The sequence below is a fragment of the Frankia sp. KB5 genome, from assembly GCF_002099325.1.
GTDB lineage: Bacteria > Actinomycetota > Actinomycetes > Frankiales > Frankiaceae > Frankia > Frankia casuarinae.
The window spans coordinates 1-16,117 of record NZ_MRUJ01000245.1; the positions used below are offsets into that span (position 1 = coordinate 1).

At 70.0% G+C, this 16,117-nt stretch carries 15 protein-coding genes and 2 pseudogenes; 9 read left to right on the forward strand and 8 right to left on the reverse strand.

What is annotated here, in order from left to right:
* Positions 1-328: 328 nt before the first annotated feature.
* Positions 329-538, forward strand: a complete 210-nt coding sequence (locus tag KBI5_RS28095) for a hypothetical protein (RefSeq protein ID WP_023840987.1) — start codon at positions 329-331, stop codon at positions 536-538.
* 14 nt (positions 539-552) lie between these two features.
* Here KBI5_RS28095 and KBI5_RS28870 read toward each other — a convergent pair.
* Both KBI5_RS28870 and KBI5_RS20655 read right to left on the reverse strand, forming a co-directional pair.
* Positions 553-789, reverse strand: a pseudogene (locus tag KBI5_RS28870) (FmdB family zinc ribbon protein); the annotation flags it as partial.
* Entirely contained in the window at positions 738-1,598 is an 861-nt protein-coding gene (locus tag KBI5_RS20655) for a 5-formyltetrahydrofolate cyclo-ligase (protein ID WP_241883049.1), read from the reverse strand. The gene KBI5_RS20655 and the pseudogene KBI5_RS28870, both read right to left, overlap by 52 nt.
* A gap of 343 nt (positions 1,599-1,941) precedes the next feature.
* Between KBI5_RS20655 and KBI5_RS20660 the strand changes: the two genes are divergently transcribed.
* The 6 genes from KBI5_RS20660 (at position 1,942) to glpR (ending at position 8,455) form a co-directional block, all read left to right on the forward strand.
* Positions 1,942-2,916, forward strand: a complete 975-nt coding sequence (locus KBI5_RS20660; protein ID WP_085016181.1) for a UTP--glucose-1-phosphate uridylyltransferase — start codon at positions 1,942-1,944, stop codon at positions 2,914-2,916.
* A 373-nt stretch (positions 2,917-3,289) separates the two neighbouring features.
* Positions 3,290-4,732 carry a gephyrin-like molybdotransferase Glp gene (glp, locus tag KBI5_RS20665; RefSeq protein WP_241883050.1) on the forward strand — a complete coding sequence of 481 codons (1,443 nt, stop codon included), beginning with the start codon at positions 3,290-3,292 and terminating at the stop codon, positions 4,730-4,732.
* Between the two features lie 44 nt (positions 4,733-4,776).
* Positions 4,777-5,232, forward strand: coding sequence for a cyclic pyranopterin monophosphate synthase MoaC (gene moaC / locus KBI5_RS20670; protein ID WP_165758314.1), 456 nt, complete (start codon positions 4,777-4,779; stop codon positions 5,230-5,232).
* Positions 5,229-5,852 (forward strand): MogA/MoaB family molybdenum cofactor biosynthesis protein, encoded by a 624-nt coding sequence (locus tag KBI5_RS20675; RefSeq protein ID WP_085016183.1) that lies wholly within the window; start codon positions 5,229-5,231, stop codon positions 5,850-5,852. Before moaC ends, KBI5_RS20675 begins: the two co-directional genes overlap by 4 nt.
* Positions 5,853-5,861: 9 nt before the next feature.
* Complete coding sequence (locus tag KBI5_RS20680; RefSeq protein WP_085016184.1) at positions 5,862-6,494, forward strand: GNAT family protein; 633 nt, start codon at positions 5,862-5,864, stop codon at positions 6,492-6,494.
* 644 nt (positions 6,495-7,138) lie between these two features.
* Positions 7,139-8,455 (forward strand): gephyrin-like molybdotransferase receptor GlpR, encoded by a 1,317-nt coding sequence (glpR, locus tag KBI5_RS28105; protein ID WP_241883051.1) that lies wholly within the window; start codon positions 7,139-7,141, stop codon positions 8,453-8,455.
* Positions 8,456-8,463: 8 nt separating this feature from the next.
* On the opposite strand, the pseudogene KBI5_RS28110 reads toward glpR, so the two are convergent.
* Positions 8,464-9,135, reverse strand: a pseudogene (locus KBI5_RS28110) (cyclase family protein); the annotation flags it as partial.
* Between the two features lie 215 nt (positions 9,136-9,350).
* On the opposite strand from KBI5_RS28110, the gene KBI5_RS20690 reads away from it, so the two are divergent.
* Both KBI5_RS20690 and KBI5_RS20695 read left to right on the forward strand, forming a co-directional pair.
* The gene (locus KBI5_RS20690; RefSeq protein WP_347272525.1) at positions 9,351-9,698 is read left to right on the forward strand and encodes an SAM-dependent methyltransferase; all 348 of its coding nucleotides are present in this window, start codon (positions 9,351-9,353) and stop codon (positions 9,696-9,698) included.
* Complete coding sequence (locus KBI5_RS20695) at positions 9,670-11,250, forward strand: recombinase family protein (protein ID WP_241883052.1); 1,581 nt, start codon at positions 9,670-9,672, stop codon at positions 11,248-11,250. The genes KBI5_RS20690 and KBI5_RS20695 overlap by 29 nt, the downstream gene beginning before the upstream one ends.
* A 462-nt stretch (positions 11,251-11,712) precedes the next feature.
* Here the strand turns inward: KBI5_RS20695 and KBI5_RS20705 are convergent, their stop codons facing one another.
* The 5 genes from KBI5_RS20705 to KBI5_RS20725 form a co-directional block, all read right to left on the reverse strand.
* A complete protein-coding gene (locus tag KBI5_RS20705) occupies positions 11,713-13,155 on the reverse strand; it encodes a replication initiator (RefSeq protein WP_347272526.1) in 1,443 nt (480 codons plus the stop codon).
* A 50-nt stretch (positions 13,156-13,205) separates the two neighbouring features.
* Positions 13,206-14,843 carry an FtsK/SpoIIIE domain-containing protein gene (locus KBI5_RS20710; RefSeq protein WP_116289975.1) on the reverse strand — a complete coding sequence of 546 codons (1,638 nt, stop codon included), beginning with the start codon at positions 14,841-14,843 and terminating at the stop codon, positions 13,206-13,208.
* 77 nt (positions 14,844-14,920) lie between these two features.
* Positions 14,921-15,241: a hypothetical protein gene (locus KBI5_RS20715; RefSeq protein ID WP_085016187.1), complete on the reverse strand. Its 321-nt coding sequence runs from the start codon at positions 15,239-15,241 to the stop codon at positions 14,921-14,923.
* 216 nt (positions 15,242-15,457) lie between these two features.
* Positions 15,458-15,847 (reverse strand): hypothetical protein, encoded by a 390-nt coding sequence (locus KBI5_RS20720; RefSeq protein ID WP_133057092.1) that lies wholly within the window; start codon positions 15,845-15,847, stop codon positions 15,458-15,460.
* Positions 15,844-16,117: hypothetical protein (locus tag KBI5_RS20725; protein WP_206745269.1), on the reverse strand; the 274-nt coding region annotated here is incomplete at its 5' end. The genes KBI5_RS20725 and KBI5_RS20720, both read right to left, overlap by 4 nt.

A 16,117-nucleotide genomic window follows, 5' to 3' on the forward strand; every position in this document is an offset into this window, starting at 1 on the left:
GGGTCACCCTGTCCGGGCCACCCCGGTGGCGCGGCCGGTTCAGGGTGGCCGAAAAACGCCGCCAGTGGGGCGGAAGGGCTTCCGTTAGATGAGTAAGTCCGAACTCCGGGCTGGCCGTAGCCGGGCCTGAAGAGATGGCTTCCAAGGTCATGGTGTGACGCAAGATCTGGAAACCCTCGCCGGCATCTCCCGGTTACCGCATCCGGGGGCCGGTGGGTGAGCCGCGGCGGGGAGGAGCTGGGTGCTCGGTGTCCGGGCATGCYAAAGGCGTCCAGGCCGAGATGCCCGGACGCCTTGGGCGGATCCAGCGGCTGGTCAGGCCGCCGCGGTGCTGGAGGCCGGAGTCGACGTCGTCGAGGAGGCCGTGGCGGTGCCGCCCGACGAGGTCGAGGACGACGAGTCCGAGCTGACGGAGCTGTTGGTGCTCCCCCCGGATGTCGCCTCGCTGCTGCCACCCGTGGCCGTGGCGTCGCCGACGTCCTTGGGGCGGTGCTGCGTGGACCCGCCGGAGGAGTTGGACCGGCTGTCGTTCTTGTAGAAGCCGCTGCCCTTGAACACCACGCCCACCGAACCGAACACTTTACGAAGTCGTCCGGCGCAGGCCGGGCACTCCGTCAGTGATACGTCGCTGAAGCTCTGTACGGCCTCAAGGTCACGCCCGCAGTCGGTGCAGCGGTACTGGTAGGTAGGCACGTGCTCCTCCCGGAGTTGGCACTCTGACGTGGAGACTGCCAACTTTAGCTTGTAGAGGGCCCGGGATGTTCCCCGGTGCCATCGGTTGGTTCGCACCGTAGCGTACGACTCGGCGTGATGATGATCTTCACGTTGTGATCGTGGGACTCCATGGGGATCTCATCCAGAACCTCTTGGTCGTGCAGGACGGCGATCACCGGAACGTCGGCGCCCACCCGGGCCAGCACCCGKTCATAGGAGCCCCCACCGCGCCCCAGACGCCGGCCCGTCCGGTCGACCGCGAGCGCCGGGATGATCACCACGTCGGCCTCGGCGAGAACCCCACGGGGTGCCRCCGCCGGTGGTTCGCGGGTACCCAGCGCGCCGGGCACCAGTGTTCCGACGTGCTCCCGGAAGTCCAGATCGAGATCGGCGCGTAGGGCGGGCAACAGCACCCGCACTCCGCGAGCCAGCAGTCGATCGAGCAGTTCGGCGGTGTCCGGCTCGCCGGGCAGCCCCACATACGCCGCCACGCACCGCGCGGCCTCCACCTCGGGCAGCCGCTGGATGCGGTTGGCCAGTCGGGACGCATCCGACCTGGACAGCGAGCCCCGACGCAGGGCCACGGATGCGCGGCGCTGTACCAGTAGCCGGGCCCGCAGGCGAGCCTTGGCCTCGCCTGCCTCGCTCGTCTCACCCAGCGCCGACGCGCCGCCGACTAGGGCGGGTGCGATCTGCCCGGAGCCGCCGCCGGCCTCGGGGCCGGTGCCGGGGGTTCGGTCGACACCGTCGTGGCGGGGGCGGGCACGCCCCGGGTCCGCTGGCCGACTCCCGCGTCCGGACACCGGTCCGGGATGYGGACGGATCGTCAGCTCGACGGTGAGCTCTTCGTCGAGATCACCCGGAGGCCGGTCATTCCACTGCACACCGACAGCCTCCCGCAGGTTGGCCGCCAGCGGGGGGTTGCCGCGGCATACGGCACGCGAACGTGGGCGTGATGTCGGGCGGAGGGAGCGCAGGTTACCAATTGTGGCACCCATAGTTACTGATGGTGATTTGTCGATTGTTGGTGGAGGTGTTGTCAGTTACCGGTAGGGGTGTTGTCGGTGGTGGACCGGGTGGCACGGAGTGCCGCGGGCTCGTTCTCGGACCCGCGGCGCATGTCCGGGCTGGCGGCGGGCGGGACCGGCGGCCGCCGTGAGCTGTGCATTGCCTGTGCTGGGGCCGTGGACGGTGCCCGTGTCCACGGACCCGACTAAGGTTTCGGCTATGCCAGTAACGAAGGCGGTCATTCCAGCCGCGGGTCTGGGGACCCGCTTCCTGCCGGCGACGAAGGCCGTCCCCAAGGAGATGCTGCCGGTCGTCGACAGGCCGGCTATCGAATACGTCGTCGAGGAGGCGTCCCGCGCCGGCCTGCGCGATGTCCTGCTTGTCACAAGCCGCACGAAAAAGGCGATCGAGGATCATTTCGATCGTGAGGCGGACATCGAGGCGGCCCTCGAACGGAAGGGTGACGATCTTCGTCTCCGTCGGGTCCGGGTGTCGGCGGAACTGGCCGAGGTCCACTCGGTCCGCCAGCAGTCGCCGCGTGGGCTCGGTCATGCCGTGCTCTGCGCGGCGGCGCACGTGGGAAACGAGCCGTTCGCTGTCCTCCTCGGTGACGATCTCATCGACGAGCGGGACCTGCTGCTCGAGGAGATGCTTGCCGTGCAGCGCCGCTTCGGGGGCAGCGTCATCGCCCTGATGGAGGTGCCCGAGGACCAGGTCTCCCTCTACGGCGTCGCCACGGTGGAGTCCGTCGRCACCAGTGCCGGCACCGGCAGTGCCGACGACCGGTACGGGATCGTGCGGATCCGTGACCTGGTCGAGAAGCCACCGGTCGCGCAGGCCCCGAGCAATCTGGCGATCATCGGGCGGTACATCCTCTCGCCGACGATCTTCGACGTCCTGCGGCGGACCGAGCCGGGACGGGGCGGGGAGATCCAGCTCACCGACGCCCTGCGGATCCTGGCGCTACGGGCGGTCGAACCGGCCGGTGCCGCGGGGGACGCCGGCACCGACACTGCCGCCGAGCCCGTGCACGGGGTGATCTTCACGGGTCGGCGGTACGACACCGGTGACCGGGTGGACTACCTGAAGGCCGTCATCCGGCTCGCGTGCGAGCGCGCCGACCTTGGCCCCGAGCTGTACCCGTGGATCGAGGAGTATGTCGCGTCCGGTGGTCCGAAGGCAGCATTGTCCTGATTTATCCATATTGCTTAAATTTATCCGCTTCATCGCCTGAGGGTGCCGGGATGTGCCGGCTTCTCTTCGGGTAGGCCTTGACGGCTCCGGTGACGACTCCGGTGACGACTCCGGCAAGGACCGGAACGCTCCCGGAACCGGCCAGCGCCCGGCGGTCGCGGCATGCCGTTCGGACTGGGAGGCCCGGAGCGGGAGGCCCGGAGCGGACGCCCCCCGCCCCGACCGCTGGAGCTACCTGAAGGTAACTGCGGGTAATACCTGAAGGTAACTGCGGGTAAGAGATGTCCGGGCTTCGACGGCCGTAGCCTGGGTGATGCCGGACCCGGCGTGCGACGAGTGGTGCATCGAAGGGCAGAGAATTGGACGGGCGCCCATGACTTCGGTGGATGAACACCTCGAGCGGATCCTGGCTACGGTGCGGCCGACCCGCGCTCGGCAGGCCAGGCTGGACGAGGCGCACGGATGCGTGCTCGCCGCGGACGTCCGGGCGAYGGTCGCGCTTCCCGGGTTCGACAACTCGGCCATGGACGGGTACGCCGTCCGGGCCGCCGACGTGGCCGAGGCGTCGGCGGCCACTCCCGTCTCCCTACCGGTCATCGGCGACGTCCCCGCGGGTCCGGGTTCGCCGGCCGCGCTGCTCCCCGGCGCCGCGGTACGCATCATGACCGGGGCCCCGCTGCCCCCGGGAGCGGATACGGTCGTCCAGCTCGAGTGGACCGACGGTGGCCGCCGGACCGTTGCGGTCCAGCGGGCGCCGCGCCGTGGCCTGCACATCCGCCGGACGGGGGAGGACGTCGCCCCGGGCGCCCTGGTGCTCCCCGCCGGGACGATCATCGGCTCCGCGCAGATCAGCCTGCTCGCCGCGGTCAACGTGGCCTGCCCGCCGGTGCATCCCCGGCCGCGGGTGGCGGTGCTGTCCACCGGGACCGAGCTTGTCGAGGTCGGTACACCGCTGGGCGCCGGGCAGATCGTCGACTCGAACAGCCATGGCATCGCCGCCGCGGCACGGGAGGCCGGCGCGGTGGTACGCCGCCTGGCCGGGGTGCCCGACGAGCCGGACGCCTTCGCAGCAGCCCTGCACGGGGTGCTTCCCGACGTGGATGCTGTGGTGACGACCGGTGGCGTCAGCGTCGGGGCATATGACGTCGTCAAGGAGGTGCTCGCGCGGACCGGGACTGTCCGGTTCGATCGGGTCGCGATGCAGCCGGGCAAGCCGCAGGGTTTCGGCCTGGTCGACGGTGTGCCCGTCTTCACGTTGCCGGGGAACCCGGTCAGCGCCCTCATCTCGTTCGAGCTGTTCGTCCGCCCGGCCCTGCAACGTATGCGCGGTCTCGCCGGCACCGGGCTCCCGCGGATTGTCGTGACCGTCGGATCCGACCTGCGTTCCCCCCTCGGGAAGAGGTCCTTCCCGAGGGTGGGGCTGGAGCGGAGCGGGGACGGTAGGCGCCTGGAACCCGCCACCGTCGCCCATCTGGCCGGCGGGCAGGGGTCACATCAGCTCACCTCGCTGGCGGGAGCGCAGGCGCTGCTGATCATCCCCGAGGGGGTTACCGAGGTGCCGGCGGGCAGCCGGCTGCCGGCGTTGTTGCTCCCGGACGCATCGGGGGCCATTCTCTCCGGCATGGCCTGGGTGGTTGCGGACACTGCGGACGTCGATGCCCCGGATCCGGCTTCCCCGGATCCGGCTTCCCCGGATCCGGCTTCCCCGGATCCGGCTTCCCCGGATCCGGCTTCCCCGGCCGGCTTCGGCCCGCGGGCCGAAGCCGGCCGGGGGAACGCGGCCGTGCCCCGGGCCGCCGGATCGGCGGCCCGGTGACCGCCGCCCGGCTCACCCACGTCGACGATCGCGGCGCGGCCCGCATGGTCGACGTGTCGGCGAAGGACGTCACCGTCCGTACCGCGACCGCCACCGGGATGCTGCGGGTCGTTCCCGAGGTTGTGGCGCTGCTGCGCGGGCAGGGGCTACCGAAGGGCGACGCCCTCGCAGTCGCCCGGGTCGCAGGGATCATGGGGGCCAAGCGCACGCCCGATCTCGTTCCGCTCTGCCATCCCATCGCGATCTCCGGCGTCACGGTCGAGCTGGACGTACGGGACGACGGTGTGGTGATCATGGCCACCGTCCGGACGGCGGACCGGACCGGCGTCGAGATGGAGGCGCTGACCGCCGTCGCCGTCGCCGGGCTTACGCTGCACGACATGGTCAAGGCGGTGGATCCCGCCGCGGAGCTGACCGGGGTGCGAGTGATCGCGAAGACCGGGGGGCGCTCCGGAGACTGGCATGCCGACCCCCCGCCGGACGCGGGGTCCGCGGAATGAGTGGCAGGCGCCACCTTCCCGCGGGTGCCCGGGCCCGGGTCATCACCGTCTCCGACCGGGCGTACCGAGGGATCTATGCCGACCGGTCGGGCCCGTTGCTCGTCGCCGGGCTCGTCGAGCTCGGTTTCGAGGTGGGCGCGGCGACGATCGTCCCGGACGGGCGGGATGAGATCGTCGCGGCGCTGCGGTCCGCCGTCGCCGACGGAGTGGACCTGGTGGTGAGCACYGGTGGCACCGGCCTCGGTCCCCGCGACGTCACCCCCGAGGCGACGCGCGAGGTGATTGAGCGGGCCGTGCCCGGACTCGCTGAGGCGCTGCGCGCGGCGGGTCGGGAGACCGTGCCGGCGGCGATGCTCTCCCGTGGGCTCGTCGGAACCGTCGCCGCCACCCTGGTGGTGAATCTGCCCGGCTCGACCGGTGGGGTACGCGACGGGCTGGGCGTGCTGGCCGGGGTGGTGGGTCATGCCGTCGCCCAGCTGCGCGGAGCCGACGACCACGGGCACCCGGCCGCGGGGTCCGCGGGCCCTGCCGCTGCCGTCGATGCCGCTGCCGTCGATGCCGCTGCCGTCGATGCCGCTGCCGTCGATGCCGCTGTCGTCGATGCCGTTGACGCCGGATAGGGCGCGACGGTGGGAGCTCCGGGTTGGCCGGCAGTCCTGACTGACGGACGGGTCCAGGTGCGGCCGCTTCGTCTGCGTGACGCCTCCACGTGGGTCGAGGTGCGGCTRCGCAACGCCGACTGGCTGGCGCCGTGGGAGGCGACCCCACCCGGAGTGATGATGGTCCGCGAGACCTGGGCGCAGCGCCAGACCCTCTCGATCTACCGTCAGATGTGGCACCGCCTGCGCCAGCAGGCCCGGCTCGGCGCCACGTTGCCGTTCGCGATCACCTTCGAGGGGCGGCTCGTCGGTCAGGTGACCGTGTCCACAATCGTGCGCGGGGCGTTCAACAGCGCTCAGGTCGGCTATTGGATCGACAGCGAGTACGCCGGTCGAGGCATCACGCCGACCGCGCTCGCGCTCGTCGTCGACCACTGTTTCGGGCCGGTCGGGCTGCACCGGGTGGAAGCGAATGTGCGCCCGGAGAACGCCGCGAGCCGGCGGGTGCTCGCGAAGCTCGGTTTCCGCGAGGAGGGGCTGCACCGRCACTTCCTTGCCATCGACGGCCGCTACCACGACCACATCGGATTCGCGCTGACGACCGAGGACGTCCCCGAGGGCCTGGTGCACCGCTGGCGGGAGACCCGGTACARCCGGCCCTGAGCGGCCGCCGCGCCGCCCGACGGTGCCGTGCCCGGACGGTGCCGTGCCCGACGGTGCCGCCGCGCCTGAGAACGATGCCTGGATCCATGGCTTGCGTGACACGTTCCACTCCGCCACCGGGACGGTGTCGGTTACCGGATGTAGTCCCTTCTAGTCACCGCCCGTCGTTCCGGATCTCAATCCGGTGACAAAGTGAAGGTCCTGACCGGATGCCGATGYTCTCTACGAGGGCTTCCATAGGCCATGCGCGGTTCTGGTGGGGTGCCACGGTGCGTTTTGACGACCACACATCCACCATCGCCCATCCGGTTGCGGATGCGACACGCGGGCTCCGGGTCGGTGACCACGTGGATTTCGCTCACTAGCGTCGACTACGAAATCGCAATCGTTGGTGTCGAGAAGAGGCTCCTCATGGTCAGAGCGCCCGCACYCGCCGCGCTCGCCGCGGATGGTGCGCATCCAGTGGGTGGTGGGTGGGACGCGTTTCCCGCGGCGTTCCCTCCCCCCGATAACGGCGAACACCACGGAGACCACAGATCCCGCGAGATTGACAACGTAACCACAGGAGCGGGTGGGAGTATGGGGGCGGGCGGGATCATGGTGGTCGATGATGGGAGCGACCAGGGTCGTGCAGGTGTGATCCGATGAGCGCGTTGATCTGGGTGGCGATCGTCGCGGTCTGGGGGTTCGTGCTGATCCCGATGTGGCTGCGCCGTCACGACACGACGGCGCAGCAGCGGTCCACCGAGCGTTTCACGGTTGCGATGCGGGTGCTCTCCCGACGGCCGCCCRGCCGGGGCGGTGCCGTCGTCGATCGTTTCGGCGGCGATCATGGCGGCGTCTTCACCGTGGGAGGAACGGGAATGTCGCACGCGGAATTCTTCGATGGACCGGTCGACCTCGCGGAGCTCGGGGATTCGGTGTCCGCCGAGCCGTCCCGGGAGGCCGGAGCCCCCGGCGGGCAGCCGGTCGTCCCCGGGATGCCCATCGCGGCCGGCACGCCGATCGTCGAGGACGCTTCGACCGGTGGCGCGTTGCTATCCGGTGGCGGGTCTGCTGGCGAGGATCCGGAGGGCGGGGGCTCGGAGGACGGGTGCCCCGGCCGCCCACGGTGGTCGGGTGCGCACCCCGACGATCCGCGGGTGGATGTTCCTGCGCGCGGTCCCGAGCGTCGGGCGGACGCCGAGCGTGCCGCCCTGATGCGGGTGCGTCGGCAGCGCCTGCTCGTCCTGCTCGTCCTGCTTGCGGTGAGCATCGTGCTGGCCGCCGTCCTCGGCGGGCTGTGGATCGCCGGGCAGTTCCTCGTTGATGCCGTACTCGGCGCGTACCTCGTTCATCTTCGCCGGTCGGCGCAGACTGAGCGGCGGCTGGCCACCGCGCGTGCGGCGATGGACCGGCGGATCGAGGCCGAGCGGGCCGCCCGGCGCCGACGGCCCCCGATCGGGTCCTCCTTCGCCTACCGGCAGCGTCAGCCGGGACCGGACTCCCTGGAGGAGCGGGTTGGCCAGCAGCCGGTGGAGGAGCTCACCGACGAGGAGCTCGCGATCGCCTGCGCCGAGACGATCGACCTCGGCGCTCTGGCGGCTGGTCAGCCAGGCCTGGACGAGGGCGCGGAGGAGGACGATCTCGCCCGGTTCGCCGAGTACCCCGAGACGGGCTACGGCGAGACCGGTGTCGTCGGTGTGGATGGTGTCGTCGGTGTGGACGTGGCCTCGGCCCGGCCGGCCATCCGGTCCGCGCCCCGCGTGGGCACGCGCTCGACCACCTCACGTCCCGGCCGGGTACAGGTGAACCCCCCGGGGACGCACGGTGGGCTGGTGGCTCCCACCGGGATCATGCCCTCGGGTACGGCGACGCCGGCCGGGCCGACGGCCGATGCGTCACCGGCGGGCGGGAACGTCGTGGGGGACACGTCCGGCGAACTCGACCCGCTGCTGCGACGGCACGCGGTGGGGAGCTGATCCGCGGGGCCGACGCTTGCGACTGCCCGGACCGGGGCACCGTCGGCTCCGGCGAGCGGAATCGGGAACAGGACGATGTGGATGGGCCGTCCGTTCGCCCGGGCGGTGAGAAGTCGATCGAGACTGGTCAGGTTCTCTACGATGACGGCACCGGCCCCACCCAGAATCCGGTGGGCCGCGAGACTGACATCCTGGCCCGGTCCGGGTGTTCGATCAACGCTGAGCGCATCGATACCGACCGTCCGGACACCCGCGTTGACGAGGGCCCGCGCGGTGTCCGGCGCGAGATAGGGATGTCGTAGGTACCCGTCGTGGCCCCAGTGGACGGACCATCCTGTGACGATGAGGACGACGACATCGTGAGGAAACGGGCGGGTAAAGGGGCCTGATAGCACCTCCGGGCCGATCGCCGCCTGTGGACCGTAGCCCCGCGCGTCCAGCAGAACCGCGGGTCCGGTGAAACGTTGAAGCGGAACCTCGTCAAGCCTGGGCAGCGAGTCGTCGATGTGGAAGGGGGCGTCGACATGCGTGCCCGTCTGTGATCCCAGGTGCAGGCGCTGCACGTTGACGCCGGACTCGGCCGTGGTCAGTGCCGGTGACACGTCGACCTCGGGATCCCCCGGGTAGACGGGCATGCCGGTCACGATGGGTACCGACAGATCGATCAGCTCGGTGCTCACGAGACGATGATCTCCATCCGGTGTCCGCCCCCGGAGCCCGGGGCGGCCGAAGGCGGGCCGAGGGGGCCAGGCATGCCCAGGATCCCAGGAGGCAACACTCCCCGAGGACGTCACTCCCCGACCCCATCCGATGCCGCCATTACGGGGTCATGGGAGAGTCTGGGAGAAATAATCAGTGCGTCTGTGTATGGGCGCTGTCAGAGCTAGGGGGAGTCGTGGCCAAAGGTGACAACGCCGGGTGGACCCACGGCTCGGTGGTGCCGGACTGGGCGCCGCCGAACGTCGACCTGAAGAGCGACGTTCCGCACTCGGCGCGGGTCTACGACTACATACTCGGCGGCAAGGAAAACTTCCCGGCGKACCGGGCTGCGGCCGCGGAGTTCACCAGGAGTATGCCCAACCTACCCACGTCCATGCGGGCCAACCGGAACTTCATGGTCAGGATGGCCCGCGTCCTGGCGGCGGAGCACGGCATCCGGCAGTTCCTGGATATCGGTACGAGGATGTTTTCCGAAATATACTTTGGTTATGTCGATGGTCGTGGATGGCGGTTCTGTTCGTAGGCTTCCGGTTCCGGCTGTTTACCCRCATGCTGGGGTCGATGTCCGGTCGTTGGTCGAGTTTGATGGTCGGGTGTGGGGTCTGTACCTTCGGATCTCTGACGACGCGGCCAGGGATGAGAAGGGTACCGGCCGCCAGGAAGCGGACGAGCGCGCGTGGGTGACTTCGGTCGGTGGCACGGTGGGCAAGGTCTACAACGAGAATGACACGTCCGCGTACAAGAAGCGGAAGGTACGTCTCCCGGACGRCACCGTGGTGTGGCGGGTAGTCCGGCCGCTATGGGAACAGATGTTGGCCGATCTGCGTTCCGGTGTGATTCAGGGCGTGGTCGTCTATGACTTGGACCGGTTGGCGCGTGATCCCCGGGACCTGGAAGACGCGATTGAGATCGTGGAGCATCACCGCCGCCCGGTGGTGGGTCTGACCGGCGGTTTTGATCTTCTGACGGACAATGGCCGGTTCACCGCCCGGATCTTGGTTGCGTGCGCGAACAAGTCTTCGGCGGACACCGCACGGCGGGTGCGCCGTAAGCACCTGGAGTTGCAGGCGGAGGGATCAACGGGCTCGGGACCGCGTCCGTTCGGGTGGGCTGAGGATCATGCCGTGTTGCATCCGGTGGAGTCGCCGATCGTGCGGCGGGTCTGCCGGGACGTGGCCGAGGGCATCCCGTTGGATGCGGTCGTGCGCGATCTCAACGCGCGTGGGATCACCGGTACCCGGGGGAAGCCGTGGCGGGTGAACACGATCAAGCCGTATTTGCGGAACCCACGTCTGTGCGGATGGCGTGGCCGGATGGTGTCGACGGTCAATCCGCAGACCGGAGAGACATGCCGACACGTCGAAATCGTCCGGGACCCGGCCGGGAATCCTGTGGTCGGACAGTGGGAGCCGATCATCACGCCGGACGAGTGGGAAAAGGTCGTGGCGAAGATCGGTCRCCGGAAGCAGCCCGGGACCRRCCACAACGCCCGCCGCTATCTGCTCAGCGGGATCACCCGGTGCGGGGAGTGCACCCGGAAGATGTCGGGCATGCCCCRCCCGGGAGAACGCGGGTACGCCTACCGGTGCAACCCGCAGAATCTTGGATGCGCCAAGATCGTACGCGATGGCGCCAAGGTCGATGCCTACGTCGTTGCTGCTCTTATCGCCAAGGTGGAGATGGAGCTTAGCCAGGCCGCGGCCCGTGTTGACACGACATGGCCGAAGGAAAACGAGCTTGCCGACACGCAGGAGCGGATAGCCGCACTCAACGCCGGTTACAAGGAGCGGAAGATCAGCACAGATCGGTACTTTGATCTACTTCGGCACTTCGAGGACCAGGAAAGGGAGTTGCTCGCCGAGCGGAAGAAGCACGTTTCGACTGTCGCGGTGGTCAAAGCGCGTCCCGCGAACATCCGCGCCGAGTGGGACAGCTACCCGTTGTCGCGGCAGCGTGCGATCGTCGAGGACTACATCAACGCGGTCGTGGTGAAGAAGGCCCGGTACAAGGGCAGCCGCTTCGACCCGGATTTGATCGTCSTTGAGTGGAAGGGTGCCGCTACCGAAGCCGCATAGGCCCGCCGGTGGACGGCCGCGCGTCCCCCGACCAGYGGGAGCGTGGCCGTCCGCCTCACGGAGCACCGGCGGATCCGTCACCGGAGGGAGGGAACACGAGCCCGAACATGGCCGCCGCGTGCGCGCGTTGCCGGGCCGACCAGCGCGGCGCGTGAGCCGCTTGGACCCGTCCCCACTCGTCTGGAGACGGTATCCCCCGCCGCACCCCCTTACACGGCGGAACAAAACCATTCGAACGCTGTCCGTTATGCCCCGGGGTGGCGGACGGCTGTCCGGCGGCCCGCCCGCCCACCCCCACCGGTCGCGGCGTGACGGCCTTCCCGGCGGTTGGCCCGATGGTCGGGGTGACAGGCGGATCGGCACCTTCGGTGCTCATCTCTTCCGGCACGGCCACCGGCCCGGCCGGTTCGCGCCGGCCGCCGCCGGGGTCCCAGTCGTCAAACGGCAGCATCGTGTCGATGCTCACGGCTCACCCCGCCCAGGGGCTGACCTCCCAGCAGGTGACACAGGGGGTCCCGCACCGGCCGGACCGATATCACCATCGGTGAGCAGGCCCCGCCCGGCATACCGCCATACCCCGACGGCCACCGTGTTCGGGTCCCCGTCCGGACGGCCGAACGCATCCACCAGCCCCCGACCGGACAGCGCCCCGCCGATCAGCCGTGCGTAGACCCGCCGCGCGCCGCGCAACGCGCCGAACGTCGTGCTGTACTTCCTGCTTTTCGTGATCCAGTGTCCACCCCAGCCAAACGCGTGGGACCAACGCAGCAACCCCGGCAACCGGCCCGGAAGCCGTCCGGCCGCCTCGTCGAGTGCCGCCGCGAACGTTTCATCGGTGCCAAGCTGCCAGCAGGTTTCCACCATCCGCCGCGCATGCGCGTGCAGGGGGAGCCGGGCGAGATGGGCGAGGCTACGCACCGGCCGGTCCAGCAGCCCCCCGGCCGTGACGGACTTCGTCAGGTATTTCGCCAGATAGTTAGCGATCTTCCCCGAGGTGGTGGGTCCATCCAACGCGACCGGCCGAATATCGACCTGCACCCCCCAGCGCACCGCCAGCGTTCCGGCCGGATCGTGCGGGTCGGGCRCTGTCACCGATACCTCTGCCACGACAGCCCGCAGACAGTCGGCAACCAGACGGGTGGTCGCCCACCCGGGCGGGGCCACGAGGTCATCCGGGTCCTCGCCGCGCCCGTCGAYCCGGAYGACGGCGTGYAGGTGGACCAGGCCSCGGGCCTGCATTTCCRCKGCYTTCACGMAGGTGATCCGTAYSWSRCGGCGCAGACCGGCCACCGTCARMCCSGCCGCCGCCGCKACSGCSGATTCSRTYSSRTCCCGGGTGRCCTTCCAYAGCAYCGGCGCGAGMSWGTTCCASRTGACCGCGCCCGGATAGTCGAAGCAGTCCGGGCACAGCGGCTGTCCGAGCGTGGGATCCCCGTCCCCGTGCCRGGCGTGRCAGCCCGCCGGCCGTCCATGCGGGCATTCGCTCCGCCGAGGCCGGCACGCCCGCGCCTCACCCCGCTTCCCCCGGGACCGGCGGGAGTGCACCGGCCCGAAACTCGGCGCGGTCAACGTCACGAACAGCGCCGGATGACCGCTGACCGTGTCGGGAACGCTCGTGCCACCGGCCAGCCCGGACAGCACGATCCGCCGGGCATCCCGCTTGTACGTCGCCGAACACGCCGGGCAGACCGACTCCCGCCGGTTGTTGCACCGCACATGCACCACCCCGCCGGRCAGACCCGCCGCCGAGAACGCCCGCCGCACCTCCCCGGTCGTGACATCCACATGATCCGTATGGCCCTCCAGGCGAATCGGAGAAACACAGCCACCGGCTACCGCAACCTGTACGGACTCCGCCACTTTCCGTGACTCCTTTCGGGTGTGGCAGAGCCACACCACCCACATACGGGAATCAGATGGAGGGGAAACGCGCCGCGGTCATCGGCGTGAGATGGTCAGTCGGACCGCCGAAACTGCTCTTCCCAGCGCGCCCATGCTTGTTCAGCGGCTGGTGAGCCGTCGTCCGCGGTGACCGGCGGGGGAGCCGGGGGCAGCGCCGGGGGTGGCGGGGGTCGCCGCCATGCGCGCAGCGGAATCGTCGGGTCGTCCACGTCCCGGGGACCGGTGGGGGTGGTGCAGGGTGGGGAGGCTGCGCGGGGGTCGCAAGGGGGCATGGACGGCATCGAGGGCAGTTGTGGTCGCCACCCTTCCGCCGGTTCCATCGGGGTGGTGGGACGGACCGGAGCGTGCTGCGCGGCCATGGTCCGGATGTCGTCGTCGGTGAGCCATCCGGCGCGGACCCGGACGGGGGTCGGGTCTTCGTCCACCAGGACGTAGCCGACCCCGGGCAGGCCCCGGGGAACGCGGTCGCAAAGCGCGCCTCGATCCCGGGCACCTTCCCCCAACACCATGTTGATCTGTACTGGTTCTGTGAGCCGGAGCGCGACCCGGACGGGGAACAGGTCCCGGAACGGCAACACATCCTTGCCGGGGTCTTGCAGCGCACCGACGACGACGACCCCCGGTGCCCGGCCCTGGGAGAGCAACAGTTGCAGCGCAACCGCGATCCGCTTCTTGACTTCCGCATCGGATACGTAGGCCGTCAGGCTCGCGACCTCATCGATGATGATCACGATCAGGGGATCGTCCGGGGTGGGTGTGTGGGACCGGGCCACCCCGCGTAGCCGGCCCGTGCGCCGCTCCATGACCGTCACGGCATCTTCGAGGAGATCCGCGATCGTCGCCGCGGTTACGGCGAAACGCGCGAACAAAGGTTCCCCGAAGGCGAGTTCCATGCCGCCCTTCGGGTCACACGCCCAGACCTCCGCGACGCCCCCGCGGATCGACGGGGCAAGCGCCCGGATGATCGACCAGATGACCGAGCCTTTACCGGCCCCGGTGGCCCCGGCGATGAGCACATGCGACCCGCGCAGCGGCAGCAGCCAGGCCCGGCGGTCCTCCCGCACCCCGATCGGTAGGGCGTCCAGCTCACCGGCCGCACCGGCGGGCAGCAGATCCGCGCGGACTGCCCGGCCCAGCACCTCACGGCGCACCAACACCAGGCCGACCCGGTCCGCCCGGTCCAGATCCGGAGAGATCCGCACCTCCCGCAGCTTCAGCGTGGCCGTCAGCTTCCCCGCCGCCTGTTGGAGATCGTCCACGCTCAGGCCTGGTGACAGGACCAGCCGCAGATGCCAGCCCGCCGCGCCCCGCCGCGCCCGCCGTATCCGGGGAACACGCCCACCGCCCCCAGCAGACGGTGTTTCCACCCGGCAGGCATGGCAAGCGGCCGCCCAGCGTCGCCGCAGCCGCCCACCCAGCAGCCAGCCKACCACCGCCCGGCGCAGCACCGGCACGACCAGCACGACCAGCACCAGGCCGAGGAGCAGCCCCCGTCCCCAGAAGGAACCGAACCGGCCGATGATCGATTGCGGCACCATCAGCAGCACGAGCAGCGCCAGCACCTCACGGCGCCATCCCCAGATATGCCGCAGGCCGTACCGGACCAGCAGTTCCGGCACCGACGGCCGCAACGACAGCCGAAACTGATCTTTCCGCATCCGACGGCCGGGCCGGATCCGTAGCACCGACACACCTACTCCTTTGCGCGCACGAGCAGGACTGGCCGGGGTGGCGGCACACGGTCAGGGCACCGCCACCCCCGAGCCGGTTAGCTCTTGCTCGACACTCCGGTGATCGACGCAGCCGAGTACGAGATGCCGTGACGGCCCTGCATCTGCCAGGAGCGGCCCACCAGGCCCGTCAGCCGTACCGGCGTCCCCGGCTGCACCGTCGGCGCCTCCCCCGCGATCCGGACCGCGATCACTTCTGCCGTGCCGTCCGCCATCGCGACCGCGACCGGCACGGTCCACAACGGCAGCCCATCCGCGTTCCCTCGCTGGCTGCCGGACTCTCGGTCTATCACCGGCGCAGCCGGACCCATCGCGGTTACCACGGAAAACGCCGTCACGTCCACGGGAATCACMCGCATCGCGTCACCTCTGATCATTGGTATTTTCTGGTGCCGCCCGTCAGCGGCCTGATCTCATGGTCTCCCGGGGTAGTGCGCCGAAATCTTCTAGGTTGTGCGTGAAAAGTGCGCCAGCCGGCCACCCGCTTTGCACGCAGTCCGCACGCACAACCAGCGCACCCGGCACACGGAAAAGCGGGGTACAGGAAAGCCTGTACCCCGCCCGTGCCCCTCGTGCTAACGCTGGAGGAGCAGTTTGCATACCTGCACCGCGAGATCCCACATCAACGCATGTTCACGGTCACCCCGCAGGCTCGCCGGTGCGATCCGCAGCGCATCCGCCGCCCGCGCCCGCCGCACACTGACGCGCAAACCCGCTGTCCCGGGGGAGAGCCCGAGCAGCAGCCGCACCGCCCGATCCTGCGGACTATCCAGCCCCGCCGCCGCGTTCCGGATCAGATCCTCAGCCGCGAGCATCCGCGCCGCCCACGGCGTCACCCCCGGCTCCAGCGCATCCACCACCCCGGGGGTATACGCGCCCAGCCGTGCGGCCGTGGCGCCGTGACGGATCGTGGAGCACAGCCCCATCCACAGCATGTCCAAATCCGGCAGACTCTCCACGCTCACCAGGCATCACCGGCATCACCGGCATCACCGGCATCACCGGCCGCGACGGTCACCGACACCGGACCAGGCCCCGGACGGTGCAGCACCTCCACGACCACCGTCGCCGCCAACGACAGCGCGCACATCCCCGCGCACCACGCCACCAGCGCCAGCACGAACAGCGCCTGATGACGCCGGGATATCTCTTCGGAGGCCAGCTCGACACGCCGCCGCATCACCACATCGCCTTTCCGACCAGCCGGATCACGGCAATGACGATCACGGCGACGA

Coding starts and splice junctions, on each gene's coding strand:
- moaC (WP_165758314.1), top strand. CDS start 4,777: ATGGTCGACGTGTCGGCGAAGGACGTCACCGTCCGTACCGCGACCGCC.